This is a genomic window from Paenibacillus diazotrophicus, assembly GCF_042610465.1.
Genome location: NZ_JBGJZN010000005.1, coordinates 91,968 through 117,555 on the forward strand (window position 1 = coordinate 91,968; position 25,588 = coordinate 117,555).

The window sequence follows — 25,588 nt, forward strand, 5'->3', positions numbered from 1 at the left end:
TCGATTCAATGCAGGAATGATTAGCAGGAAGTTCGAGGAGGAATGAACAGGATGAAGAAAAAGGTATCCGGTCTGCTTGCTGCCATGACACTGATCTCAGGGCTTTTGTCACCGCTGGGCAGCAGCGGGAGTTATGCAGAGGCTGCTTCCGGGCATGCGGCAATGAATGAATCAGCTTTACAGACAAACAGCGTAACAACAACAGCGGGGAATTCATCCGGCTACGGCAAATTGAAAGCGTTTACTGATGTGCCGGCGGGTAGCTGGGCAGCCCGTGCGGTACAGCGCTGGAGTGAGAACGGAATTATCAGCGGGTATGGAGATAGTACTTTCCGGCCGAATGCTCCGGTGACAAAGGCGGAATTCGCCGTGATGATCAACCGCATGTTTAACTACAGCGCGGAGGCTACTGTCCTCCCTGCCGATGTGCCTGCATCTGCATGGTTCAAGAGCGATATGGCCAAAGCCTTAGCCGCAGGCTATTTGAGCGTGGGCCAAGGCAACCGCCTGGCTCCTACGGCTCCATTGACGCGTGCAGAGGCGGCCGTAGCACTGCAGAGGATTTTTGAGCTGGAAGCGGGAGGCGAAACGGCTTACAGCGACTTGACCGTGGTGGACAGCGAAGTAAGGGAAGCAATATCGGCACTCTCGGCTGGGGGATATATTCAGGGCTATCCAGGCCGCTTGTTCAAACCGGAGGGAAGAATATCCCGTGCAGAGCTCGCTGTCATTGCAGATCGGATGGTTCCAGGACTGCTGCGCTCTGAAGGAGAAGTCACACTTGGAAAGGTGCAAGGAAATATGGTACTGAGTAAGGCTGGCATCACACTGAAAGATACCGTGATTGAAGGCAACCTCTATCTGACGGAGGGAATCGGTGAAGGCAATGCACTGCTTGAAGGGGTAAAAGTGACGGGCACAACTTATATCCGCGGTGGAGGTGAGCATAGTGTGGGCCTCCAGAACAGTGAGCTAGGCAGAATTCAGGTTGCCAAGCCTGATGGGACAGTCCGCATATATGCCAGCGGAACCACTTCGGTTGGAACGGTTCAGCTGAATTCAGGAGCTGTGCTTGAGGAGAGCGGACTGACAGGAGCGGGCTTCACAGAGGTGGAAATCTCCGCTGGTGTAAAGGCTGCAATGCTAAAAGGAAGCTTCACCGCGGTCACCTCAGCCGCATCTGCTACAGGTGGCCTTAGCCTTACGCTTTCCGGCAAGGTATCCAAGCTGACTCTGGGCAGTCCGAGCCAGGTTATGCTGGCAGATGATGCCCGGATCGCAGAGTTGTTGCTTGCTGTGACTGCCAAGGGGACTGCCTTTCAGGGCAGCGGCAGCTTCGGCGCTATCCTGAACAACGCCGAAGGTGTCACTGTCGGTGGCGTTCCGCTGAAGCGAGGCACCAGCGGTGCAGTCGCCGTAACGCCAGCTGTGCCGCAGGCACCAGCCGGTTCATCCGGCGTTGCCGCGCCAGCCACGGCTGCACCGAGCGCCACAGCAACGCCGGCCGCAACGACAACGCCGGCCGCAACGGCAACGCCGGCTGCCACGGCAACGCCGGTCGCAACAGCCACACCGACCGCAACGCCTACCCCGACTCCTTCGGCTGATCCGTGGACGCTGGTGTGGAATGACGAGTTCAATGACAATACCATAGACCCGGCGAAGTGGACCTATGACCTGGGAGACGGCACGGCAGTCGGCAATCCGGGCTGGGGCAACAATGAGCTGGAATGGTATACCAATGAGGCGAAAAATGTGCAGGAAGCGGATGGGAAGCTGATCATTACCGCTCGTAAAGAAGCACAGGGCGGCAAGGAATACACCTCCTCCCGGATCAAAACCAAGGGTTTGTTCAGCAAAAAATACGGAAAATTCGAAATCCGGGCCAAAGCGCCTGCAGGCAAAGGCTTTTGGCCTGCGATCTGGATGTTGCCGGAGAATTACGTCTACGGTTCCTGGGCAGCCTCCGGAGAAATCGATATTATGGAGAGCTGGGGCAGCCGTCCGGGTACGGTTGCCGGTACGATCCATTACGGTGCCCAGTGGCCGGACAACGTCTATTCAGGCAAGGAATATGTGCTGCCGGGTAACTCAACAATCGAACAATTCCATACCTATTCCATCGAATGGGAGCCGGGGGAAATCCGCTGGTATGTGGATGGTGTGCTGTATTCGACCAAAAATGACTGGTACAGCCTAAGCAGCGGCCAGCCAGCCAATAACGCTTACCCAGCGCCGTTCAACCAGGAGTTCCATCTGCTGATGAACCTTGCGGTAGGCGGTAATTTTGACGGCAACCCGACGGCGGAGACCGTGTTTCCGCAATCGATGGAAATCGATTATGTCAGAGTCTATGAGCTGACAGGCCGGCCTTACCGCGAACCAGCACCTGTAACCCTTACGAAAGAGCCTTATCTTGAAGGTTCACTGCCACCGCTTGCGGATGGCAACCTGATTCACAACAACGGTTTTACCGAGCAAAGGGAAGGCGATGCCGGCATGGGCATTCCGAATACAGCACATTGGGTGCTATATAAGGAAGCTGGAGCGGATGCGGCGGTGTCGCTTGAACCCATTGGCGGGCAGAATTACCTCAAGGTGAATATCAGCAGCCCTGGCGGTAATTCATATTCCATTCAGCCGCAGGCCATTGTTCCGCTGGCCAAAGGGAGATACTACAAGCTTAGCTTCGATGCTAAGACGGATGCTTCGCGGAATATCAGTGCCCGGCTGACGGGCGGTGAATCCCGTGGATATCAGGCGTACTCACCATCGCTCAAGGCCGAGCTGACTTCATCGCTGAAGCATTTCGAAACTATGTTTCAGATGAAAGAGAGCTCAGACATTGCCGCCAGGGTAGAGTTCAACTTGGGCACAAATGCTTCACCGGTGTGGCTCGGCAATGCGCGGCTGGAAGAGATCGACAGCATCCCATTCGACCATGACAGTGCCAAAACACCGCTGGGCAGCGGCAACCATCTGTACAACGGCACCTTTGATCTGGGTGAGCCAAACCGGCTAAGCTACTGGCATACCGAAGCCGCCGGAGGGGCGGCGGTCAGCCCGAAGGTGGATGATGCAGGCCGGTTAAACCTGCAGATCAGCGGCTCTGGCAGCGGAGACTCCGATGTCCGTCTGCTGCAGAAAGGGATATTCCTGGTACAGGGTCAGGATTATAAGCTCACCTTTGACGTGAATGTGCCTTCCCCGCGTACAGCGGTAATTGAGCTGCAAGGCAGGGACGGTAGCGTCTATGCTTCAGAGAAGATCCTGCTACAGACCGGATCACAGCAGGTGGAGGCTACATTCCCTGATTTGGCCGGAGCTACCGACATATTGGGGCAATTTGTACTCCATCTCGGCGGAGCCGGAGGCACCGTTCAATTGGATAACTTCCTGCTGGTGCGGACCAGCTTCTACTATGATCCTTCGCTGGTGTATTATCCGCTGGTGAACGGGGACTTCAGCTTTGGATTTAACAGCTGGGAGCGGCTGCTGACAGAGCAGGGCGGAGCGAGTACCGCTGCGGTTACGAACGGGGCGGCAACTTTTAGTATTGCCAATACTGGTAACCAGGCCTATTCAGTGATGTTGTTCCAGAATGGGCTGAAGGTTGCCAGTGGCCAGGACTATGTCATAGAATTCGATGCGAGTTCAAGTGTTGCCCGCAGCATCAGCATCAATGCGGAGAATGCTTCGTACCAGCCTTCTTTTGCCCATATCGTCAAGATTACCCCGGAAAAGGCCCATTACCGGTTCGAATTCCGCCAAGGGGTCAACGATACCCTGTCACTGAAATTCCTGCTGGGCAAGGTAGATGGTGTGAGTATTGCCCAGGCGCATGAGCTGGTGATCGACAATGTGAAATTTGAGATCAAGAATGCGCCGGCCAAGCCGCAGGAGCTGCTCGGAGACAGCACGAATAATCGGGTATCCCAGCCGATAGAGCTGACTTTTACCGAGAATGCAGCTTGGCGTAACAGCATCAAGACAGTGAAGGTGAACGGCACTGCGCTTGCTGAAGGGCAGTACACCGTAGAAGCAGGCACAATCACGATAAACGCAGCCGCCTTCCCGGCTGAAGGCAGCTACAGCATTACGGTGGAAGCCGAAGGGTATGTCAGCGCTGCCGTATCCCAAACCATTTTGGCGAATGACAACAATCTGGTCGTGAACGGTTCATTTACCAGCGGCAAAACCGGGTGGTCTACCTGGTCGGGGGAAGGCGGGGTATCTTCTTTTAACGTGAATGAGGGTGTGGCGGAGATAGGGATTGCCGTTGCCGGAACAGCCACCTGGCATACGCAGTTTTTCCAGGAAGGCATTCCGCTTGAGGCGGGGAAGACCTATGAGCTGAGCTTCAAAGCCAAATCGACCGTTCCGAGACAGATTATTGTAGAGTACAGCGGTACCTCTGCCGCAGCAGCACAGGCGAAGTTCGAGATTTCAGCCACCTGGGCGACGTATAGCACACAATTTACCGTGGAAAACAATAATCCGCTGAAGCTGAATTACCTGATCGGTGCGACCATGGGAGACGACAAGACGGCGAATGGCATGCCGCATACGCTCTCTTTTGACGACATTAGGGTTACAGAGGTAGGCGGTGGCGGAGCACCAGTGGAACCGGCCAGCGGTACGCTCGATAATGGAACCTTCGAAGCGCCAAAAGGACTCACCGGCTGGACGCAATATTTCGATGGTACAGGATCTGCCGCTGCGCTAAATGGAGAGCTATCCATGGCACTGACGGGTACCGGGACAGCCAATTACAGTGCACAGGTGGATTATGCCAATTTGAAGCTGGTGCAGGGCAAGACATATACGCTGACTTTTGACGCCCGGTCCGATATTGACCGTTGGATTGAAGTGGCTGTAGAGCATAAAGGCGGGGATTACACGAAATATTTACCGGCACAAACTGTTGCCCTAACGGGCAGTATGAATACTTACACCTACACCTTTACTATGAATGGTGGGACGGATGCGGGAGCACATCTGGTCTTCCTCATGGGTCTGATTGCAGGCAACAGTGAAGGCACGAACAGCGCGATTCAGGCAGGCAATCATATTTTCATAGATAATGTAAGTTTGGCAGAGACTCCGTAAGGGAAATTAGCATGCCATGAACGTCAAACAGCCGAAATCCTGTGATTCAGGGTCTCGGCTGTTTTGTATGCTGGGGTACGAAATGAATTCATCGAGTGCATTAGGATTCTTTAGGAATTAGGTCAAAGATTTTGCCGGTTTCGAGTGCTTCGATCAGCTTCAGCAGCCAGCGGTAGTATTTAATCGCTTCTTCAATTTTCACTTCATCGGTACGGAGCAGCTGCTCAATGGCGGGTTCATCCGTATATTCGCTTATCATAAGTTGGATTTCGTTCAGGGATTTGCCGAGTGCGGTCATGTTTCCTTCGACGGCTTTTCTCCATTTAATAGAGAAGTAATCACTGAAGTTCTGATGCCAATCAGGCACAACCTCGAACAGATCCTTACGGGTGCCTTTTCCCCATACCTTGTCGATCATCTTGAGATCCAGCAGGGTGCGTACTCCTGTACTCATGGAGGTTTTGCTCATTCCCATCGTCCGGCTCAGTTCGTCCAGCGTTACGGGACCCTGATTGAAGTACATATAACCGTATAAATGCCCAATGGACAATGTGATTCCGTACAAATCCATATTTTTGCCGATGGAATCAATCACGCGTTCCCTGGCTTTGCTGATTCTCTCCGCTTGTTCGGGTGCAAGCCCCTCTAAATCATTCATAATGGTCCCTCCTGAGGTGTAGGCTAATGACTGCAAACCTCTAATGTGTATTGTAATCAAATCCCTGTCCATAAGTAAAGAATTCATCCGGAACGGAATTTGCCGTTAAACAGAGTATTCTTTATATAAAGTGTGTAAAGTTAAAACTGTACACTAAATTTTAAGCGTATATGAACTTTGCGTGTCTTTTCACATGTCAGGTACACTTGTTCGAGTGAAGCAAGTCGAAATTAGCTAGCCGGAAGAAGGAGGTCACCATGGCAATTATTGAGGTGAAACAGTTAACCAAGGTATTTGGTCATGATGCGGGACGGGCTCTTCCATTATTAGAACAAGGATGGTCTAAAGAGAAAATCGCCCAGGAAGCCAAGCTGACGGTTGGTGTCAACAAGGCAGATTTCCGCATCGAAGAAGGAGAAATATTTGTCATTATGGGATTGTCGGGCAGCGGTAAGTCCACGCTCGTCCGGTTATTGAACCGTTTGATCGAGCCTACAGGAGGGCAGGTCCTTTTTAAGGATAAGGATGTTGTCAAAATGAATCCTGAACAACTGCGCCAGTTCCGCCGCAAGAATATCGGAATGGTGTTCCAGAAGTTCGCATTGTTCCCGCACCGCAGTGTGCTGGCGAATGCTGAATACGGTCTTGAAGTGCAGGGGGTAGAGAAACAGCAAAGAACCCGGCTTGCCATGGAGGCTCTGGAGCTCGTAGGCCTTAAAGGCTGGGAGCATCACCGCCCCGATCAGCTCAGCGGAGGGATGCAGCAGCGGGTGGGTCTTGCACGCGGGCTAGCGAATGATCCTGATATTCTGCTGATGGATGAAGCCTTCAGTGCGCTGGACCCGCTGATCCGTAAGGATATGCAGCAAGAGCTGCTGGAGCTGCAGACCAAGATGAAGAAGACGATTATATTCATTACGCATGATCTGGATGAGGCTCTGCGCATCGGCGACCGCATCGCCTTGATGAAGGATGGGGTGATTGTGCAGATCGGTACGCCGGAAGAGATTCTGATCCAGCCTGCCAATAAATATGTGGAACGGTTTGTAGAGGATGTCGACTTGTCCAAGGTGCTGACCGCAGCCCATGTGATGCGTCAGCCGGAAATGATCCGGCCGGAGCGCGGTCCGCGTGTTGCGCTGCAACTCATGCGGGACAGCGGCGTGTCCAGCCTGTATGTGGCGGATAAAGAAATGAAGCTCCAGGGTGTAGTTACGGCGGAGGATGCAGCGCAGGCGCTCAAGGAGAACAAATCCATCCTTGAGGTGATGCGCCGGGAGATTCCGCGTGTCTCTCCGGATACACTCTTGAACGATCTGTTTGAACTGATGTCAGAGACGCATCTGCCGGTGGCAGTCGTTGACGAGGGCAACAAGCTCAAGGGCATTGTTATCAAGGGGGCTGTATTGTCCGCTCTGGCAGGCAATGCGGTTCCGGAAGGAGATGGAATCAGATGAATATTCCTAAGTTGCCTCTGGGCAAAGCAGTCGAATGGCTGGAGAACTGGCTGACCACTTATCTGGGTCCCTTGTTTGATTTGATTCATTTGGTTATAGGCGGAATGGTGAACGGCATCGAGACTGCGCTCACTATTCTTCCGGCCCTGGTTCTAATTGTGATCATTACGGCTCTGGCCTATTGGATTGGCAAATGGCGTATGGCACTCTTTGCACTTGTAGGACTGCTGCTGATTGAGAATCTCGGCCTTTGGGGTCCATCCATGCAGTCCCTTGCGCTTGTACTGACAGCCTCGGCGCTGGCTGTGCTGATCGGCGTTCCGCTTGGTGTGCTCTGTGCGCAGAGCAACGGGGTGCAGAATACAGTGACTCCGGTTCTGGACTTTATGCAGACCATGCCGGCATTTGTCTATCTATTGCCTGCGGTATCTTTCTTTTCACTCGGGGTAGTTCCCGGTGTGATTGCTTCCATTATTTTTGCTATACCGCCTACCATCCGTCTGACCAATCTGGGCATCCGTCAGGTTTCCCCGGAACTGGTGGAAGCTGCAGATGCGTTCGGCTCCACGGCGGGCCAGAAGCTGTTCAAGCTGCAGCTTCCGATTGCGCTGCCGACGATTATGGCCGGCATTAACCAGACCATTATGCTCTCGCTGTCGATGGTCGTGATCTCGTCGATGATCGGGGCTCAGGGGGTAGGCGCTTACGTATACCGGGCCGTGTCGCAAGCCAAGACCGGCGCAGGCTTTGAAGCAGGGATTGCTATCGTTATTATCGCGATTCTGCTTGACCGCCTGACACAAAAACTGGTAAAACCTAAAAACGGATAGGAGTGTTTTTATATGAAGAAAAAAACATGGGGTATACTAATGCTGATCTTGCTGGTGGCGGTCGCCGCCGGTTGTTCGTCCAATTCGTCCAAGGGGAATCCAAAGGTAAAACTGGCCTATGTGGCCTGGGATTCAGAAATCGCCAGCACGAATGTAGTCAAAGAAGTGCTGGAGTCCAAACTGGGAGCCACAGTGGAGATGCTACAGGTCGATGCCGGACCGATGTGGGCGGGGATTGCCGACGGCAGTGCTGATGGTATGGTAGCCGCCTGGCTGCCGGGTACGCACGCCTCTTATCTAGAGAAATACGGGAAGGATATCGAGGATTTGGGCCCGAATCTTGAGGGTACCAAAACCGGGCTTGCCGTTCCAGCCTATATGGACATACAGTCTATCGAGGATCTGAAGAATGCCGATGTGGCGAAGTCGCTGAATAACCAAATCATTGGAATTGAACCCGGTGCCGGTATCATGACTACGAGTCAAAAAGCAGTGGATGCCTATGGACTAAGCGAATATACCCTGCTGGAGAGTTCTTCGGCGGCGATGGCACAGGAGCTGCAAAAGGCTTATGCGGACAATCAGCCGATTGTCGTTACCGCATGGACGCCCCACTGGATGTTCGCCAATATGGACCTGAAGTACCTGGAAGATCCGAAGGGCATCTATGGCGGAGCTGAGCAGATCCATACGATGGTCCGTAAAGGCCTGAAGGATGATATGCCGGGTGTCTACCAATTCCTGGATCAGTTCCAGTGGACAGCGGAGGATATGGCACAGGTAATGGTGGATATCCAGGGAGGTATGTCACCAGAGGACGCTGCAAAAGCCTGGGTTTCGGAACATGAGGAGCAAGTAAACGGCTGGATTACCGGAATTGAATAACTGATCTTTTAAATTTGCGGTATTTTGCAGCGGCTAAAAATGTATGCTATGATGTATGGAACATAAGGCTACAATTTTGTAATATGTATGCAAAGAGTCTGTTCCTACATATACATGCAATAAGCAGATTCATTTATTAGACACCCCGTAAGGGGTGTTTTTCTTGGAAATATAAGATTTAAAAGGTTTCCCGCTGATCCAAGGATGCAAGAAAGGAGGCTGCTCCATGACAGATACCATTAATGCCTGGATCGATTGGCTGCTGCAATCACTCGGACTCAGCGGACCGTATATTCTGTTCGTCACCATTCCACTAGCGGTACTACAGAGCCTGTTCGGTTTTTTCCCCCTGGCGATCCTGATTGTCCTTCATGTGTCCGTATTTAATGTAATCGGAGGAATGATCATTAGTTGGCTGGCCTGCAATTTGGGGGCAATCCTCTCCTACTTCTTCTTCCGGCGGTTTCTCTTCGACTGGTTCGACCGCAAATGGCGCGCCAAGCTGAAGCGGTATGACAAGTGGCAGCGATATCTGGACCGCTACGGTATCTGGACACTGGTGCTGCTGCGGACAGTTCCAGTCGTGCCCAGCAATATCATTAACTTTATGTCGGCGGTCTCCCCGATTAAGGTCCCGGCTTTTATCTGGGGCACGGTTCTCGGCAATCTTTCTTATATTTGGCTTTTTGGAACGATTAGTTCAACTCTTGTTGTCCCTAGAGAGGAATGGAACGGATTCTTGACCTGGTACGGAGTATTTGTCGTTGTTCTTCTCGCCATCTTTATCCGCCGCCATTGGGGGCATCTTCAAGAGGATAAACGGAGCCGGATGGAATAACGAATGCGGCAAAATAAAGAGGAATGTTTCTTCCGGGAGGTACCTGGGGGAACATTCTTCTTTTTTTTACCCTTCCCGAATAGCCTATAGTAACGGAGGCGGCTTGACCTCCGGAAGAGCGGGAGGGACAAAGGGACATGGGCAGAATCAAAAAGTGGGGGAGCCGAAGCGCAAGAGTCCCAAGTCTGCGGCGGCTGAGGCTTCCGAAGCTCAGCTGGGACGGCATTCCGAGAGCCGCAGGACGGAGCACGGCATTCAAGGCCAGGCCGGCAAGGGAAGGAATGCCAAGACTTGCGGGGCGGAGCCCTACGTTCAGGGCCAAACCATCCAAAACGGGCAACCGGCTATCCGCACAGAAGATACGGCATGGAGAGCCGAAGCGCAGAGGTTTTTTTCGACTACCGGACCGGATTGAGAGTAATAATACGGTCTATGTCTCGAAGGGACAGAGCCAGAAACCACATAACCGGAGCCGATTTTGGATTATTTTCAGTCTGCTACTTATTCTGTCGATCATGCAGAGCCTACGTTATGTAGAAAAGCATCTGCGGCCACCCATTCTTCATTTGGCACAAATCCGTGTGAAGCAGATTGCCACGGAATCGATCAATAAGGCGATATCATCGCAAGTGGCTGATAAGGGAAATGCTGAAGCGCTGATTGACTGGAAAACGGACAAGAACGGTAAAATATCAGGCTTCATGCTTAATTATAAGGAGCATATGCGCATTACCTCACAAGCGGCAGAGGTGATACAAACCACCTTGAAGGAGCTGCACAATCAGACGGAGCATATTCCGCTTGGCCAGGCACTGGGAAGCTCACTAATTGCTTCCTACGGTCCGAATGTGCCGGTCAAGATTGAACCGCAAGGAGCGGTCAAGGTGGAGCTGAATACCCGCCAGCAGGATGCAGGCATTAATATGATCCTGGTGGAGGTCTATATTCATATCGTCACAGAAGTGGCAGTCATTATCCCGTTCGATGTGGAACCGCAGGTGGTGGATACGGAAATCCCCGTTTCCTATCTGATGGTGGTGGGCGATGTCCCGATGTATTACTACGATAACCAGGGTCAGCCTGTCGGAGAGAACGGCAGCAGCGCGCCTGGAATCGCCATCCCCGCTCCGTCTCCAGGAGGAGTCCAGACAGGACCGTCAGTGCCAAGCAGCAGCAGCGGCAATCCGGACAATAACAGTTCTACAGGCGGAACTGAAGATTCTGCGAATTCCAGTACACCGAATGCCAGTACACCGAATGCCAGTCATGCTACAGATGCAGCTGGCGGCGGATCATCGGACAGTCCATGAGTGCTCTGCTTATACCTGCTGCCTTTTGACGCAGATTAGATACTCGATGGAGGCCCACCCTTTCCCAGAGCCCATCTTGACGGATGGAGGTTTTAGGGTTATTTTTCTTAAAATAGGGTAAACATGGGAATTCTGCTTACCAGGCTAAGAATAAATAACTCTGACGAAAAGAGGGTGCATATGGAACGCTGCTTATTCATACACGGCTTCACGGGAGGCGAATATGAAATCTCTCCGCTCGCGCAATTTCTGGATCAACATCAATATCAGACACGAACCTTTACACTAAAAGGACATGGGGGGAGCCGGAACGACCTGCTTCAGTCTGACCGGCAGGCTTGGCGGCAGAGCGCTGAAGACCAGCTGCAAGATTTGATGAATGACGGCGAGGGGGTACATCTGATCGGCTTTTCTACTGGAGCGCTTATTGCTTCTCACCTGTCTGTACAGTACCGGGAACAGATCAAGTCGCTTACGCTGTTGTCAGCACCTGTATTTCCGCTGAATCTGCTCGAGATTCTGCGAACCCTCGGCAGCCCGGTCATGATCCGGAATTACCTGAGCAAGTTCGGCTCCACCCCGGCGAAGGCCACAAGGGAATTTCAGCGTCTGGTACGAGAGAGCTTTGAGATTTATCCGCAGATTGAGACCCCAACCTTGATCGTACAGGGCGGCAGGGATCATCTGGTAAGGGCAAAAAGCGCGGCCTATCTGCACCGCACCATCCCCTCTGCAAGCAAGCGGGTAGTAATGGTGGAACGAAGCGGCCACATGCTGTGCCACTGCGGAGATAGCGGGCGAATGATGAATGAGGTGCTGCAATTCCTGCAGGACTCTGGCAGAGAACAAAATGTACTATAGTAAAATAACAAAACCTCCCTCACGGCAAACGTGAAGGAGGTTTTGTTCAATTCAGGGACGTGCCTTATTCCGTTGACTTCTATAGACGGGTGTGATAGTTTCTATTCAGGGAAACCGGTTTCCTTATCCTTTCGAACAGTGGACTCCCGGGGAATCAATTCCGGACTCAGCAGCAGACCGCGGCCAGCTTCCTGATTGCCATCGATCCTTTCCATTAACAACTCTCCGGCGGAGACACCCAGATGGAAGGTATCCAGATTCAGCGAGGTCAGCGCCGGTGAGGTATAGCGGGATAAAGGATATTCATCAAAGGTAGCAATTCCAAGCTCAGCGGGAACTTGTACCCCAAGCTCTCTTGCAGCCTGCAAGGCTCCAAATGCAGCAAAATTGCTCATACAGATCATGGAGTCCGGCGGTGTTTCGCTAAGCAGCAGCTGTTTGGCAGCCTGGTATCCTGCAGACTCTTCTGCTGCGCTGTTCACAATCCATTTTGAGGGGAGTGAAAGTCCGGCTTGCTGAAGCTCCTCCACGCAGCCTTCCAGACGGCGGATGAACAGAGGATCTCCCTCCTCCCCGCCGATAAAAGCAACCGCAGAGTATCCCTCCTCCAGCAGATGCCGGGTAAGCATTCTTCCGCCAGCTTCGTTATCGAAATCGGCCCAGCATGCGGAGCCGGGAACTTCCCCCAGCGAAATATATGGGAACTGTAGACGGTTGAGTTCCATACACAGTTCCTCTGTAAGTACTGAAGTGTTGGCGATAAGGCCATCGATCCGTTTGCTTCTTACGAGTCTGTGCAGGAAATGGCCTTCAGGATAATTATGCTCTACATTGGCGATGGTCAGCTCGTATTTCAAGGAGCCGATTACACTTTCAATGCCGCCGATAATGCTGTAGAAGAACTGGTTCAGGAATTCACTGGATTTAGACATGTCGATTAGCAGACCGATATTGCTGCTGCTCTGACGGGCTAAACCTGTAGCGATGCTGCTGGGAGTGTAATTCATTTGTTTCATGATTTCTCTGACTTTGTGTTTGGTTTGCTGCGAAATTTTCGGTGAATCATTCAATACCTTAGAAACAGTGGACTTGGCTACACCTGCCGCTAAGGCGATATCCGTAATCGTTACCTTCATAGTTTCCCCTCACGATCCAGCCGGATTTTTATTTGAAAATATAAGAATTATAGGTTTCAAACGGCATTTGCCGTTCCTTCTTCATAACCAAGTTATAAACCCATCATACAATAAAAGGAGCTTGTATCATATGACCCGTTGGTTTCTATACCATACAGCTGAAGATCCCTTTGCTTTTCCGGTTGGCCCCGGCAGCCTGAAGCTGCGGCTTTTTGTGCAGAATGGGCAGCATTTGACCTGCACCGTCATTCATTCTGACCGCTATGACTCACCGGGAAGCGAAATTCCGCTTCCGATGGAAAGAGTCGGGTCTGCAGGAGTTTACGAAATTCATGAAGCTGTTCTTCCGTCGGCAACCGGTAAATGCAGATACTTATTCCATGTCATGAACCCTGCCGGGGATTATCTGTGGTATGGAGAGAGAGGGGGGGCCGTGAACAGGGAGCATGCGGGTTCTTTTCAATATGCCTACATGCACCAGCCGGAAGCGGTCAAGCTCCCTTCCTGGAGCCAGGATGCGGTAGTCTATCAGATTTATCCCAGCAGCTATAACGGCGGAACCCTGAAAGGTATCATGGACAAAATACCCTACCTCCAGCAGCTGGGCATTACAGCTATATACATGACGCCCATTTTTGAGTCGCCTTCCGAGCACAAATACAATACCTCTGACTACTATAAGGTTGACCCGGCTTTCGGAACTACAGCAGATTTGAAGGCTTTGGTGGATCAGGCTCACTCCCATGGGATCAGAGTATTGCTGGATGCAGTATTTAACCATGCCGGCGATACGTTTTTTGCCTTCAAGGATGTGCTCGAGCATGGGGAGAATTCCCGGTACAAGGATTGGTTTGTAATCCATTCCTATCCGGTGGTGCAGACTCCGTCTCCGAACTATGAGACCTTCGCCAAAGCGGAGGCGCATATGCCCAAGCTGAATATGGAGAATCCGGAAGCAGCAGATTATATGATGGAGGTTGCCAAACATTGGGTTCGTGAGGCGGGGATTGATGGCTGGCGCCTGGATGTGGCGAACGAGGTGTCACCTAAGTTTTGGACGCGGTTTCGCCGTGAACTCAAAGCAGAGTTTCCCGAGCTGCTGCTGATTGGTGAGATCATGCATGGATCCGGGCCTTGGCTCAGAGGCGACCAGTTCGATGGCGGGATGAATTATGTCCTGCGGGATGCAGTGCTTGAGTTTTTTGCAGAGCAGTCAGCTGGGCCAGTGCGATTTATGGAGCAGGTGCTCCACCAGGAAGCACTTTGCAACGATCAGGCCAATTCCGCCATGTTCCAGCTGCTAGGCAGCCATGACACGCTGCGTTTTTTGACGGCATGCAAAGAGGGGGGACGGGGCTGGAACCATAAGGATACTGCAGAGTACCGGATGAGACTGGCTGTGTTTTTTCAAATGACTTATATCGGTATGCCCATGATTTACTATGGAGATGAGATCGGGATGGAGGGGGCAACGGATCCGCACTGCAGACGGCCGATGGTATGGCGTGAGCAAGAGCAGAACAGCGCACTCCATGCTTGGTATTCGCGGCTGATCGATCTAAGGAAGAACTATGAGGTGCTGCGAAAAGGTGCCTTCCGTCCCTGGTTCACGGATGAAACCCGCAATATTCTGGGTTATATTCGGTCCAGCGGGCAGGACAAAATAGGGCTGGTCATCAACAATTCCCCTAACCGTTGTCAGCTGGAGCTGGACAGTTTTCTGCCCGACACTCCGGAGCTGACTGATCTGCTTACCGGGACAACCGTTTGTAATAGTGGACGTTTAGTTGTGGAGCTTGAACCCTTCGGCTGTTTGATGCTCCATTAGCGCCCCCTCTGAGTACACTGCATCCCTTCTATATTTAAATGGGGATTGTTCTATGATTGTAGATAGGGCAACGGTTATTTGCGTTTTTTCAAAGCTTTGTATTCCGCATTCTCCCACTGCTTCAGCAATGAATAAGGATCGAAGGCCCATTCTGTAATTCCACGGTCTCGGTAGATCCCATAATGCAGATGAGGCGGGAATTTGCCCTGAGTTCCGGGTTTGCCGTAGCCTGAGCTGCCAACCCAGCCGATCGTCTGGCCGGGAGTCACAATATCTCCTCGGGAGATGGATTTATCATATCCGGCCAGATGGGCGTAATAATGGTAGCGGTTCTCGATATCGCGGATACCGATCCGCCAGCCGCCGTAGCGGTTCCAGCCCTTGGTCTCCACGATTCCAAAGCAGGTACTGCGCACAGTCATGCCGTGAGGGGTGAACAGATCCGTCCCTTCGTGGATACGCGCTCCACCCCAGCTTCTACCAGTTCCCCAGGTGCTGCGGTAGGAATATAGAGAACCTACCGGTAAAGGAAAAGCACTGCCTGACAAATCAAGCCGTCCAAAATGCTCGTACAACTTGGCAAACTGCGCCACCCGCTGCGCAGCTCTGCCGTTATGGTAATATTCCCACACACCAATATTGAAGTCGCTGGCAGAATCACCGTATTTCATCAGATGCCTTGCCAGACTGTAGAGCACATCAGCATCATTTTCTGGATCGGCTACCCCGTCGCCGGACCCGTCCTTTCCGAATCCTCCAAAAAAACTGATAGACCGCGGCGCCTGGTCCGCTTGATCCGGGTTCAATGGTCCGCACCATACCGGTGCGGGGATGTTGATTCCGGTAAGGCGGGGCTTGGCCGGCTCAGCGTTGCCGCTTTTCTTTTTGGCAATAGTTCTTTCATATTGGTCGATAGCGGCGAAACGGAACCAGGCAACCCCTGTAGCAGCGCTTAGCTGATCATACAGCTCCTTACGGCGGGCATAGAGAGCATCTTTGTCAGATACAGCATCTATGCGCACAGGTGGATGTCCGACGCCTGCAGCTGCTACCGTCCCAGGACGGCTTGTACCCCATAGCATGGCGGCGGCTGACAGGCAGAGAACTGTTTTCCGTATTGTAGCGATTCTGAATAGAGCCGGCATGTTCACAACCTCCTTGTTCCGGTGCAAATGGATTACGTACTCTGATCGAGAGCACCCCTGGGGTGCTTTTCTTATAGAGTGAAGCAAAGGGGCTAATTTTATCCGTTCTTGCCCAAAGGTTCACAAAAACAGGCAATTGGCCCTTTCACATGCTATAATATGAGGCAGTAAACTTTTAAAGGTGCCACTAAATATTCAGGCGAAAGCGGGGTTCTTCACTTTGACTAATCGATCAGCCAAACAGCCCAAGCCAGACTGGATCAAAATCAAGTTAACGACGGGTGAACATTATCAGGAAATTAAAGGCATGATGCGTTCCAAAACTCTACATACCGTATGTGAGGAAGCGCGCTGCCCGAATATCTATGAATGCTGGGCTAACCGCACTGCTACTTTTATGATTCTGGGCGACATTTGTACCCGGGCCTGCCGGTTCTGCGCTGTAAATACCGGCCTGCCGACCGAGCTGGATCTTTTGGAGCCGGAACGTGTGGCTGAGGCTGCCGAGAGTATGATGCTGAAGCATTGTGTGGTCACCAGTGTGGCCCGCGACGATCTGAAAGATGGCGGTGCAGGGATTTTTGCCGAGACCGTAGCTGCAATCCGTAAGCGCCTTCCGCTCTGCAGTGTAGAGGTACTGATACCGGATTTTCTGGGCGACCGCGACAGTCTGGAGATTGTTATGAACAGCCGACCGGATATACTGAACCACAATATTGAGACGGTTGAACGGATGTCCGACCGTGTACGGGCCCGGGCCAAATACCGCCGTTCCCTGGAACTGCTGGGCAGAGCCAAGGAGATGAAGCCGGACATTCCGACCAAATCCAGTATTATGCTTGGCGTTGGCGAGGAGTGGGATGAGATTCTGCAGGCGATGGATGACCTGCGGTCGGTGGATTGTGATATATTGACATTAGGCCAATACCTGCAGCCTTCACCTAAGCACTTGGACGTGGAGAAATATTATACCCCTGAGGAATTTGCCCTGCTCAAGGAGGAGGGAATGAAGCGTGGCTTCAGCCATGTAGAGTCCGGCCCTCTGGTGCGCAGCTCCTATCATGCGCATGAGCAGGTGAAGTCTGCTACCGCTGCCCGTGAAGAGCGTTCCGTTTCCTTATAGTCTTAAGCCAAATTTGAGTTGCAAATTTGGCTTCGTGACGGAGTCACAGTTAATGTTTATGTTTTAGTCTTTAATCTTTAGTCTTTAGTCTTTATGGTTGTTGGAGCGCAGCAATCAACTTGCTCTTGACGTTTTTTGCTGCCACCTCCCGCGTTGAGGGAGTCATGGAGAGGGATTTTGGAATTGGAGGAGCGTCAGCGTCCGCCTTTGTCTGCAGATTTCAACCGCTTATAGCGGTTCAAATCAGAGAAATCTGCAGACAACAGCGGCCGGAAATCCAAAAACCCGCGGAATGACGTCCTATCAACGCCCTCCGACTTTAATTTGAAAGGCAGGCGACAAACGCTTGATCGTTATAGGTGGAAAGGGCTACGAGCTCGTATTGGATCATAAGGACGGCTGGAACCCGGAGGCATTTCGGGGAAGATACAGCGAAGTACTCGACCGGTATGATTACATTATCGGAGACTGGGGCTACAGCCAATTGCGTCTCAAAGGCTTTTACCGGGATAATCACCCTAAGGTGAACCGGGATACCGCAATTTCAGGTATGGTGGATTACATTAACGAGTACTGCAATTTTGGATGCGCCTATTTTGTGCTCCATAAGCTGAAAGAAACACCGAAAGAAGGCACATATAAGGATATTCTGATCAAAGAAATTCCTGAGCCCGGAGCGGAGGAGGATCTTGAGCAGACTGTGCTTGAACCGCCTGTACCGGCAAAAGTGCTGCGGGAGCATGTCTCCAAACCATCTAATTCTAATAACGCAGCCCGTGACAAGAACATGGGTGGAGCACCCAAAGAAAACGGTGCGAAAGACAGACCTGTCCGGGAGCATCAAAGCCGGAATCACCGCAATAAAGAAAATCAGAACAGAAGAAACAACAAAGATTCCCAGGGCAGACCACCGCAGAATCAGCCGCAGAATCAGCCACAGAATCAGCCACAGAATCCTTCAACCTAAGGATCAATAAAAAGAACGGAAATACTCAAAAGGTGCCTCAGCAGCCAGCTCTGAACTGGTTTCCTGGGCACCTTTTTTAATGAAAATGTAGAGGACGACCACTTGGGATTATGCCCATAGACGGAAGCGGCCAGGTAGCGGCAATCAAAACGGCTGTGCTATCCAGTTAAGGAAGGCACAGCCGTTCTGTTCTTCAGTGGTTTACTTTACAGTTAACTTTAATTGTTTCTGCGCTGCATTGTAGCTCCATGCCAGGGACGGGTACTTTTTCTGAAAAGCTTTTACGTCAATAAAGGTTTCGTTGTCCTGCGACAGCGCCTCTTTGGAGACCAGGGAGAATCCGGATACTTTACCGGCGCCGTTTGTCACGAGAACTTTCTTGTTCTTGGCATCCCAGGATACTTCACTCTCCACCAGGGCAGCCAGGACGCGTGAGGAAGCGTAGATCGTATTTCCCTGCTTGATCAATCCGACATTTCCGGCAAACGGTACGCCGTTCACATCGAGGATATGATTGTCTCCTGAAGCGGTAATAGTGGTCATGCCGGCAATTTGCAGGGCAGTGATCAACTGTGCCGTCTTACCCTGGACCTCAATATCAGGGGATAACCCGATATGGTTGAAGTCCTCTTTGTTCGGAGTCAGATATTTCTGTGTGGTCAGCTTCAGTTCGGCTCCATTGGATACGGGAAGCAGACTCTGAATCCGCGCTTTACCGAAAGAACGTGTACCTACGACAGTAGCCAGTTTGTTGTCTCTCAAAGCACCGGTCAGTGCTTCAGAAGCGCTGGCGCTGTATTCGTTCGTTAACACTACAACTGGTACACCAATTTTACTGCCATCTGTAATGGTAACCGGTGTTAAGGCTCCGCTTTGGTCCGAGGTGTACATCATAATGCCCTTGTCCATAAATTTGGAGGCAATATTATAGGCTGAATCCATGTAGCCGCCTGGATTGTCCCGCAGATCAAGCACCATGGATTTCATGCCTGCGGCACGCATTTTGTCTAGAACAACAGCGAACTCTTCATCGGCGGTTTGTGTGAAGCCATCAATGGAAATGTAGGCTACCTTATTTGCGAGCATTTTGGATTTAACTGAGGTTGAGGCGATTTCACTGCGGACGACGATGTAGGATTTCACAATGCCGTTTCTGCTCACGAGCAGAGTTACCTTAGAACCTGCTGTACCGCTCAGTTCGTCGCCTTCGGTATCTTCAATTTTGACACCGTCAATTTTGAGGATAGAGTCTCCGCGCTTAAGCCCGGCTTTCTCTGCTGGTGAACCCGCCATAACTTCTTCAATATACAGTTCTTTGGCGGTGTACATCATTCTGACGCCGATACCGACATATTCGAGATCGACCTGCTGTCCGAATGCGGCAGCCTCATCTTTGTCGAAGTACTGGCTGTATGGATCATCCAGCGTGTTTACCATACCATCAATAGCTCCGCGGATCAGTGTATCCTGGTCCACTCCCTCAATATTATAATTCTCAAGATACTGCATGATTTCATTAATAAGATCTGTGCTGGTTGCCGCTTGCTTACTATCTGTGCCCGCAACGGCCTGAGTGCTGTCCGCCGCAAAAGCAGCGGGAGCAAGAAGAAGAGATACAGCCAGACAGCTGCTGAGGACTGAAGTCATTAACTTGCCTGATTTCATGATTGCATACACCCTTTTTTATATGATTTGTTTTGTAGTGTTACTGTCCATCAGATTGCGAAACCAGATACGAGTCATCAATCGTCCATTGGCCGCCGCCGGATTTGGAGTAAACATAAACAGAAGATTGGGCATGGCTTTCAGCTGAATCAGCTTCCTTAACCGTGTACTCCACATATACGGCAGCCTCATCCGCAGAGTAATAGAAGACATTTGAGTTATTTAGCGTGTAGACCAGATTGTAGCCTTTAAAATATTCAGTCAGATTCTCCTTGATTGCAGCTTCATGATCTTTCCCGTAATAAGTGGTCTGTGCAATGATGCCATCGATATCCTTGGCGTTTCTTGCCGCATAATATTTGCTTAGGCTGTCCTTGATGGCAGCAGCATCGCTATCCGGAAGTACCGCAGCCGTTTTCCCTTGTTCAGGAGTAAGCAGAACGGTACTGTCTTGGGACTCGGAGCTTTCAATCTTCCAGACACCATTCTTACGGATAAGCGTGTTCAAGTAGTCAACTTGCGCATCCGGCAGATAGCGGCCACCCTTGCGCTCAGATTTTTCTACAGTATGCACGATGGCTTCACTGCCCTGAATGCTTAAGATATCCAAACTTTCAATGGTGTTGACGATATCATACGATTTGAAGTATTCCTTCATATCGGCAATCGCTTCGGTACGGTCTGAATTGTACACTACGAGTGAATAGTATCCTGCCGCATTTTTAGAATTAAGATACTCATTGGACATATAGATAACGTCTTTAATTTCCTGCTCAGCCTTTGAAGTGTCTTCAGGAGTAAGGATCGTCACACTTCTGCTGGCTGCATCCCAGATAGCTGAACCGCCGGTAGCTTCCGCGACAAAACGCAAGGGTATGTATGTAGTGCCTTGGCTGGAGAGCGGGGCGGTGGCCAGCTTCTTGACTATGCCATTTACTGTTGCCCGGCTGCTGCCGATTTTGAGGGTGATTTCCAGGCTGCTGTTTTTTCCGGTTACCGTTCCGGTCTTAGCATCCCAGAGCACCGTCAGTCCCAGTTCTTCAAATATGACACGAAAAGGAACAAGTACAGAATTGTTCTTCAGATAAGGAGAACCAGCGGTGAAAGCAACATAGCTTCCATTAATGTTAACCTTAATTGGTTTTTCTGCGGCAAAAGCAGGTACCGCGAGCATCAAGGCCAGCAGGCTTATGCCCATGAGCGATAATAATTTCTTCAACAATGGTTCTCTCCTTTAAATAGCAACTCTTTGTAAAATAGGTTCATTATACCATTCGGAAAATCTTGCTGTCTATCCAATCGTGTAAGCTTAGATCAAGAGATTTATAATTGCATTCTAAGGCATGACAAAGCCGGAGATGCAGTGTCATCTCCGGCTTACCGCTTATGGGAAGTCTGTTCTCTCAGAGCAGAATGTATCCCACTTTACCACTGGATTTTGCTAGATTAGGAAGGCTTCACGAACCCGGTTCCAGAATGGAAAGGGGCGGTATCTGGCAAAGCTGATTTTTTTGTCGGATACTTGGCAGCGCACGGAGATCAGGTCATCAACGGGGATGTTGTTATGATCGATCGTCAGCAGCAGCCGCTGCTCCTTGCGTGAGAAAATATCGCAGTGATGATGCTTCGGCAACAGCAGGGGAGAGCCCATCGTACGGAAGACACGGTTATTAATGGAGGCAATCTCCGCAATCTGCAGGGCTTCAATGCTCGGATGCACCATCGCGCCTCCAAGGCTTTTGTTGTAAGCAGTGCTGCCAGACGGTGTAGACACGCACAGGCCGTCCCCGCGGAACATCTCGAACGTCACATCATTGATATCAATCTGAATGACAACCGTTCCGTCCACACCCTTCAGGGTGAACTCATTCAAGGCAATATGAGAGGTGGTGCCGGATTTTTTGTGGACCTCCAGTTCTAGCAACGGATATTTGACAATACGCGGCTTCTGGAGCTCAGTGGTGCCCATCCCACACATGTAATCAATCAGGTCAGGCAGTTCGTCAGCCTTCCAGTCCGCATAGAATCCTAAATGTCCCGTATGGACACCTACAAAGGCCAGATTGGGGATCTGATCGATAAATGTGTGAAAAGCATGCAGCATCGTGCCATCCCCGCCAATCGAGATAACGATTTCCGGAGACTTGGCATCCAGCTCCAAATTCCGATCCGCTGCCAGCTTGTGAAATTGCTCCGCAAGTTTGATGGACAGTTCGTCTCCGCGGTCCAGAACATAATATCTCAAGATGTATAGGCTCCTTTATATGTTTCAGTCATACACCGATCATAATCAATCTGGACCCGGAACACAATATTTGATGCGGTAAAAGTCACAGCCGCCGTCCAAACCGTGAAATGCGGCGCAGGAGGAGCATCAGCATGGAGAGCAGCAAGGCTGTGCCAAGCATTACTCCAAGCAAGCTTATGCTGCTGGCCAAACCGGATAGCGGAGAGGCGAAGCCGGCAGCGGCAGGAGTTGCCCTGTTGTCTGTGAAAAGGCCTGAGCGGATCACAGGGCTCCAGAGCAGAAGTACAAGTCCTGCAGACAGGAACGCATGCACTAGCCTGGCAGTCATAAAGGGCAGATAACGAAGTCCTGTTCCATTCAGGATGCTGGCTACCTGGGCGTGTACGGATAAACCGCCCCAGGAGAGAACGCACGCGGCTGCGGCGGCCTTATATTGCAGCGGGATGGAGACGGCAGCTGCGCCGGCTGAGCGGGCACCCAGCGTTACTTCGAAGAGGCCGCTGACGAGCGCTGTGGACAGATCCGCCGGGAATCCGGCTTGCGCCAACATTCCCCCCGTAACACTTATGAGTACGGACATGATTCCGGCACGGGACATTAGCTCCATCAGCACATTGAAGAATACCACCAGGCCGCCTACCACAATAATAAGCTGCAGCGAAGATTGAACCGCTCCCCTCAGTAGTTCACCAAGGCTTCGTCCGTCCCTGCGCCTTGCTTCAGCCATGGAGCGAAGGGCCAGACGAATTCTTCCGGTGTCTCTGTCGTCTGAGGCTCCCTCATGGGCTGGTGCAAGGGGAGCTAAAGGATTGGCTGAATCCTCCTTCCGTCCGTGGAAAGACATCAGAAGGCCTACAATGATGCCGCCCCCGTAATGGGCAAGCGCAAGAATTAGCCCAAGAGAGGCATCGTGAAAGAAACCTACCGACACTGCACCCAGCAGAAAAATCGGGTCGGAGGAAGTGGTGAAGGCTACGAGCCGTTCACCTTCAATACGGCTCAGCAGTGCTTGTTCACGCAGCTTTGCGGTTAATCTGGCGCCTACAGGGTATCCTGATACATATCCCATAGCGGCGACAAAACCACCGCTGCCGGGGATATTGAAGAGTGGACGCATGAGCGGGTCAAGTAATGCGCCGAATAGATGAACTACACCGAATCCCAGCATCATTTCAGAGATCACGAAGAAGGGGAAGAGCGAGGGGAACAGCACGTCCCACCAGACGGTAAGCCCCCGCAGGGCTGCATCTAGAGAGCTTGCCGGATTCAGGAGCAGAAGCATCATACATCCGGCAAGAAGGACTCCCAATAGCAGGCTGTAGTTTTTTTTAAGAATCATCGGCAACGCCTCCATGTATATGGATAAATGTATGCAAAAATAGGGACAAACAGCACAAAAAAAATCAGAAAGCGGTTACAAAGGGCGGTGCTTTTTGACTGGAATTATGGTAATATAAAATTAATTAATGCACACCTTATAAGGGATGGAGTGATGGTGATGAGTGTAGTTGCCGGAGTTCTGGTTTGTGCTTTTGTATATGTGATCCGGGTCTCTCTCGTCCCACCTGGTGATGAGGAATTTCGGACCTATTAAATACTCAAGGCGCTAAACGATTGTTTAGCGCCTTTTTTCTATGGGCAAACTTCAAAATATGTTACTTGCGGCAGGTTAACCGAGCTGCACATATTTTGGTATAATAAAAAAGCCGTTACATTAATACGGAAGAAAGCTGGTACCTGCCGATGAATTCAAATGACACAATATATGACAACCTGGGAGGTGCAGAGGGCTTGCACCGGCTGGTAGAGGCCTTTTATGCCAAGGTGCAGCTTCATCCGCAGCTCGGTCCTCTGTTCCCGGCAGATATTACTCCTGTCCTGGAGAAACAGTATCAATTCCTGAGTCAATTTTTTGGCGGACCCACACTCTATTCCGAGCTGCATGGACATCCGATGATGAGGGCAAGGCATATGCATGTCCCGATTACACCGGAACGCGCGGATGAGTGGTTGGATTGCATGAAAGAGGCGCTGGAGGAAACGGGTGTGGAGGAGCCGCTGCGTTCATTTGTGTTAAGCCGGCTTGCGGGTCCTGCACATCATTTTGTCAACATGCCCCAGGAGTAACGCGTAGTTGATCGTGAAAGGATGAGGGCATTGCCGGAATTAATACCTCTTTACACTATTAAAGTTATCTGCTGCAATTGCGAAAAAGAATTTACCACCTCCAGAGTTCGTCCTAGCCTGAAAAAGGCAGTTCGCCGTGATGCGGATTTCTGCTGTTACTATAAGAATGAGAATCCGGATTATTACGTTGTGCGTGTCTGCCCGGCATGCGGTTTTGCCTCCACAGAGAATTCTGCGGACAAGCTCGCTGACTGGCAGCGTAAGTCTTTCAGCGAACAGGTGGGGAAACGTTGGATTACCCGTGATTTCGGAGATCAGCGCAACTGGGAGGTTGCGCTTGAGACTTACAAGCTTGCGCTGATTTGTGCCCAGAGTATTAAGGATAAGGACCGGATTATCGCCAGTCTCCTGCATCATATTGCCTGGATGTACCGGTATCAGGGAGATACCGCGCAGGAGCAGCGCTTTTTGCGTTATTCGCTCGACATGTATATTAAGGTCTATGAAAATGATGGCATTGGCGGGAACGATGCCCGTCTGATGTTCCTGATTGGTGAGCTGAACCGCCGTATCGGCGAATTTGCAAATGCAGTGAAATGGTTCTCGCGACTGATCAATGACCAGAAGATTATGGATGCCGCGATGATCCGGGCGGCACGGGAACAGTGGGCTCTTTTGCGTGAACAGATGAACGGGGGAGCACCGGGGGCGGGCGGTTTGCCATCAGGTACATAAGGTGAGGAATTTCTGCTGGACTTCATGTGAGATTCTCCAACCTGTCTCTGGAATACACCAAAAAAAGGCACAGGAGGCTTCCCCTGTGCGCATGCTGAGCTATAGTAACGAAATGAGTGATGAGTGATGCAAGTCTGAGCTGAACGATCAGCGGACAGACCTGTCAAAGAGCAGGTAATCGGCATCATTGTCGATTACGGTGAGGCTGGTTTTGCAGCAGGGGAAGACCAGCAGCTTTTTTTTGCCGTCCCGGACGAGCTTAAGCTCGTCCGGTTTCATGGGCAGGAGCACGTTCTCCTTATCGCAGAACGGACAGTACTGCACATACATGTCTCCTAAAACGATGTCATAAGGCCAGGTATGGCTGAAGGGTATCATTCTTCGCCCTTCTCGGACGGCTGGGAACCGGCATCACTGCCGGCGGTGTCTTCACTCTGCTTCTTTGAGAGTTCCGCAATCTTTTGCAGCAAGATATGTTGTGGCATATGCATCAGGTGTTCGATTGGAACACCGAGTTGTTTAGATAGAGTTATCGCTGTTTCAGGCGAAATCTGCAGCGGCTTCATGGGGATGTCCTCCTTGTAAATGTTGTTGGCGATCATTCGGGGTATCGGCCCGTATTGTAATTCACTTTACCATGGCTGTAGGCCAAATACAAAGAAAACC

21 protein-coding genes are annotated in these 25,588 nt (G+C 51.2%); 12 read left to right on the plus strand and 9 right to left on the minus strand.

All coding sequences use genetic code 11. The features are described from left to right. The first annotated feature begins 51 nt into the window (after positions 1–51). Positions 52–5,109 (plus strand): carbohydrate binding domain-containing protein, encoded by a 5,058-nt coding sequence (locus ACAN54_RS19435; RefSeq protein ID WP_379158998.1) that lies wholly within the window; start codon positions 52–54, stop codon positions 5,107–5,109. A 100-nt stretch (positions 5,110–5,209) separates the two neighbouring features. Here the strand turns inward: ACAN54_RS19435 and ACAN54_RS19440 are convergent, their stop codons facing one another. Then, complete coding sequence (locus ACAN54_RS19440) at positions 5,210–5,767, minus strand: GbsR/MarR family transcriptional regulator (RefSeq protein ID WP_379159001.1); 558 nt, start codon at positions 5,765–5,767, stop codon at positions 5,210–5,212. Between the two features lie 257 nt (positions 5,768–6,024). On the opposite strand from ACAN54_RS19440, the gene ACAN54_RS19445 reads away from it, so the two are divergent. From ACAN54_RS19445 to ACAN54_RS19470, 6 genes are all read left to right on the plus strand, one after another. Then, positions 6,025–7,224 (plus strand): quaternary amine ABC transporter ATP-binding protein, encoded by a 1,200-nt coding sequence (locus tag ACAN54_RS19445; RefSeq protein ID WP_379159004.1) that lies wholly within the window; start codon positions 6,025–6,027, stop codon positions 7,222–7,224. Then, the gene (locus tag ACAN54_RS19450; protein WP_379159007.1) at positions 7,221–8,054 is read left to right on the plus strand and encodes an ABC transporter permease; all 834 of its coding nucleotides are present in this window, start codon (positions 7,221–7,223) and stop codon (positions 8,052–8,054) included. Before ACAN54_RS19445 ends, ACAN54_RS19450 begins: the two co-directional genes overlap by 4 nt. A 12-nt stretch (positions 8,055–8,066) precedes the next feature. After that, the gene (locus ACAN54_RS19455) at positions 8,067–8,939 is read left to right on the plus strand and encodes a glycine betaine ABC transporter substrate-binding protein (protein ID WP_379159010.1); all 873 of its coding nucleotides are present in this window, start codon (positions 8,067–8,069) and stop codon (positions 8,937–8,939) included. 226 nt (positions 8,940–9,165) lie between these two features. After that, positions 9,166–9,777: a TVP38/TMEM64 family protein gene (locus ACAN54_RS19460; protein WP_379159013.1), complete on the plus strand. Its 612-nt coding sequence runs from the start codon at positions 9,166–9,168 to the stop codon at positions 9,775–9,777. Between the two features lie 137 nt (positions 9,778–9,914). Continuing rightward, the gene (gene yunB / locus ACAN54_RS19465; RefSeq protein WP_379159016.1) at positions 9,915–11,087 is read left to right on the plus strand and encodes a sporulation protein YunB; all 1,173 of its coding nucleotides are present in this window, start codon (positions 9,915–9,917) and stop codon (positions 11,085–11,087) included. A gap of 180 nt (positions 11,088–11,267) precedes the next feature. Next, positions 11,268–11,948, plus strand: a complete 681-nt coding sequence (locus ACAN54_RS19470; protein ID WP_379159019.1) for an alpha/beta hydrolase — start codon at positions 11,268–11,270, stop codon at positions 11,946–11,948. Between the two features lie 101 nt (positions 11,949–12,049). On the opposite strand, the gene ACAN54_RS19475 is transcribed toward ACAN54_RS19470, so the two are convergent. After that, positions 12,050–13,084 carry a LacI family DNA-binding transcriptional regulator gene (locus tag ACAN54_RS19475; protein WP_379159022.1) on the minus strand — a complete coding sequence of 345 codons (1,035 nt, stop codon included), beginning with the start codon at positions 13,082–13,084 and terminating at the stop codon, positions 12,050–12,052. A 130-nt stretch (positions 13,085–13,214) separates the two neighbouring features. On the opposite strand from ACAN54_RS19475, the gene ACAN54_RS19480 reads away from it, so the two are divergent. After that, on the plus strand, positions 13,215–14,912 hold the full coding sequence (locus ACAN54_RS19480) for an alpha amylase N-terminal ig-like domain-containing protein (RefSeq protein ID WP_379159025.1): 1,698 nt from the start codon (positions 13,215–13,217) through the stop codon (positions 14,910–14,912). A gap of 74 nt (positions 14,913–14,986) precedes the next feature. Here ACAN54_RS19480 and ACAN54_RS19485 read toward each other — a convergent pair whose 3' ends face one another. After that, positions 14,987–16,057 (minus strand): M23 family metallopeptidase, encoded by a 1,071-nt coding sequence (locus ACAN54_RS19485; RefSeq protein WP_379159028.1) that lies wholly within the window; start codon positions 16,055–16,057, stop codon positions 14,987–14,989. 220 nt (positions 16,058–16,277) lie between these two features. Between ACAN54_RS19485 and lipA the strand changes: the two genes are divergently transcribed. Next, positions 16,278–17,180 (plus strand): lipoyl synthase, encoded by a 903-nt coding sequence (lipA, locus tag ACAN54_RS19490; protein WP_379159031.1) that lies wholly within the window; start codon positions 16,278–16,280, stop codon positions 17,178–17,180. Positions 17,181–17,526: 346 nt separating this feature from the next. Then, positions 17,527–18,147 (plus strand): YutD family protein, encoded by a 621-nt coding sequence (locus ACAN54_RS19495; protein ID WP_379159034.1) that lies wholly within the window; start codon positions 17,527–17,529, stop codon positions 18,145–18,147. Between the two features lie 201 nt (positions 18,148–18,348). Here ACAN54_RS19495 and ACAN54_RS19500 read toward each other — a convergent pair whose 3' ends face one another. From ACAN54_RS19500 to ylbJ, 4 genes are all read right to left on the minus strand, one after another. After that, positions 18,349–19,812 carry a S41 family peptidase gene (locus ACAN54_RS19500; RefSeq protein WP_379159037.1) on the minus strand — a complete coding sequence of 488 codons (1,464 nt, stop codon included), beginning with the start codon at positions 19,810–19,812 and terminating at the stop codon, positions 18,349–18,351. Between the two features lie 40 nt (positions 19,813–19,852). Beyond that, a complete protein-coding gene (locus ACAN54_RS19505) occupies positions 19,853–21,031 on the minus strand; it encodes a stalk domain-containing protein (RefSeq protein ID WP_379159044.1) in 1,179 nt (392 codons plus the stop codon). A 222-nt stretch (positions 21,032–21,253) separates the two neighbouring features. After that, positions 21,254–22,057 (minus strand): NAD kinase, encoded by an 804-nt coding sequence (locus ACAN54_RS19510; RefSeq protein WP_379159047.1) that lies wholly within the window; start codon positions 22,055–22,057, stop codon positions 21,254–21,256. A gap of 85 nt (positions 22,058–22,142) precedes the next feature. Further along, on the minus strand, positions 22,143–23,399 hold the full coding sequence (gene ylbJ / locus ACAN54_RS19515) for a sporulation integral membrane protein YlbJ (protein ID WP_379159050.1): 1,257 nt from the start codon (positions 23,397–23,399) through the stop codon (positions 22,143–22,145). Positions 23,400–23,803: 404 nt separating this feature from the next. On the opposite strand from ylbJ, the gene ACAN54_RS19520 reads away from it, so the two are divergent. Together ACAN54_RS19520 and ACAN54_RS19525 are read left to right on the plus strand one after the other, a co-directional pair. Continuing rightward, positions 23,804–24,187, plus strand: a complete 384-nt coding sequence (locus ACAN54_RS19520; protein ID WP_379159053.1) for a globin domain-containing protein — start codon at positions 23,804–23,806, stop codon at positions 24,185–24,187. Between the two features lie 21 nt (positions 24,188–24,208). Beyond that, entirely contained in the window at positions 24,209–24,922 is a 714-nt protein-coding gene (locus ACAN54_RS19525; protein ID WP_379159056.1) for a DUF2225 domain-containing protein, read from the plus strand. A 147-nt stretch (positions 24,923–25,069) separates the two neighbouring features. Here the strand turns inward: ACAN54_RS19525 and ACAN54_RS19530 are convergent, their stop codons facing one another. Together ACAN54_RS19530 and ACAN54_RS19535 are read right to left on the minus strand one after the other, a co-directional pair. After that, positions 25,070–25,300: a hypothetical protein gene (locus tag ACAN54_RS19530; protein ID WP_379159059.1), complete on the minus strand. Its 231-nt coding sequence runs from the start codon at positions 25,298–25,300 to the stop codon at positions 25,070–25,072. After that, a complete protein-coding gene (locus ACAN54_RS19535) occupies positions 25,297–25,488 on the minus strand; it encodes a YycC family protein (protein WP_379159062.1) in 192 nt (63 codons plus the stop codon). The genes ACAN54_RS19530 and ACAN54_RS19535 overlap by 4 nt, the downstream gene beginning before the upstream one ends. Positions 25,489–25,588: the final 100 nt, after the last annotated feature.

What these genes read in the sequence shown, in the direction of transcription:
- ACAN54_RS19435 (WP_379158998.1), top strand. Translation starts at nt 52, where the DNA reads ATGAAGAAAAAGGTATCCGGTCTGCTTGCTGCCATGACACTGATCTCA.
- ACAN54_RS19440 (WP_379159001.1), bottom strand. Translation starts at nt 5,767, where the DNA reads ATGAATGATTTAGAGGGGCTTGCACCCGAACAAGCGGAGAGAATCAGC.
- ACAN54_RS19445 (WP_379159004.1), top strand. Translation starts at nt 6,025, where the DNA reads ATGGCAATTATTGAGGTGAAACAGTTAACCAAGGTATTTGGTCATGAT.
- ACAN54_RS19450 (WP_379159007.1), top strand. Translation starts at nt 7,221, where the DNA reads ATGAATATTCCTAAGTTGCCTCTGGGCAAAGCAGTCGAATGGCTGGAG.
- ACAN54_RS19455 (WP_379159010.1), top strand. Translation starts at nt 8,067, where the DNA reads ATGAAGAAAAAAACATGGGGTATACTAATGCTGATCTTGCTGGTGGCG.
- ACAN54_RS19460 (WP_379159013.1), top strand. Translation starts at nt 9,166, where the DNA reads ATGACAGATACCATTAATGCCTGGATCGATTGGCTGCTGCAATCACTC.
- yunB (WP_379159016.1), top strand. Translation starts at nt 9,915, where the DNA reads ATGGGCAGAATCAAAAAGTGGGGGAGCCGAAGCGCAAGAGTCCCAAGT.
- ACAN54_RS19470 (WP_379159019.1), top strand. Translation starts at nt 11,268, where the DNA reads ATGGAACGCTGCTTATTCATACACGGCTTCACGGGAGGCGAATATGAA.
- ACAN54_RS19475 (WP_379159022.1), bottom strand. Translation starts at nt 13,084, where the DNA reads ATGAAGGTAACGATTACGGATATCGCCTTAGCGGCAGGTGTAGCCAAG.
- ACAN54_RS19480 (WP_379159025.1), top strand. Translation starts at nt 13,215, where the DNA reads ATGACCCGTTGGTTTCTATACCATACAGCTGAAGATCCCTTTGCTTTT.
- ACAN54_RS19485 (WP_379159028.1), bottom strand. Translation starts at nt 16,057, where the DNA reads ATGCCGGCTCTATTCAGAATCGCTACAATACGGAAAACAGTTCTCTGC.
- ACAN54_RS19500 (WP_379159037.1), bottom strand. Translation starts at nt 19,812, where the DNA reads ATGAAATCAGGCAAGTTAATGACTTCAGTCCTCAGCAGCTGTCTGGCT.
- ylbJ (WP_379159050.1), bottom strand. Translation starts at nt 23,399, where the DNA reads ATGATTCTTAAAAAAAACTACAGCCTGCTATTGGGAGTCCTTCTTGCC.
- ACAN54_RS19520 (WP_379159053.1), top strand. Translation starts at nt 23,804, where the DNA reads ATGAATTCAAATGACACAATATATGACAACCTGGGAGGTGCAGAGGGC.
- ACAN54_RS19525 (WP_379159056.1), top strand. Translation starts at nt 24,209, where the DNA reads ATGAGGGCATTGCCGGAATTAATACCTCTTTACACTATTAAAGTTATC.
- ACAN54_RS19530 (WP_379159059.1), bottom strand. Translation starts at nt 25,300, where the DNA reads ATGATACCCTTCAGCCATACCTGGCCTTATGACATCGTTTTAGGAGAC.
- ACAN54_RS19535 (WP_379159062.1), bottom strand. Translation starts at nt 25,488, where the DNA reads ATGAAGCCGCTGCAGATTTCGCCTGAAACAGCGATAACTCTATCTAAA.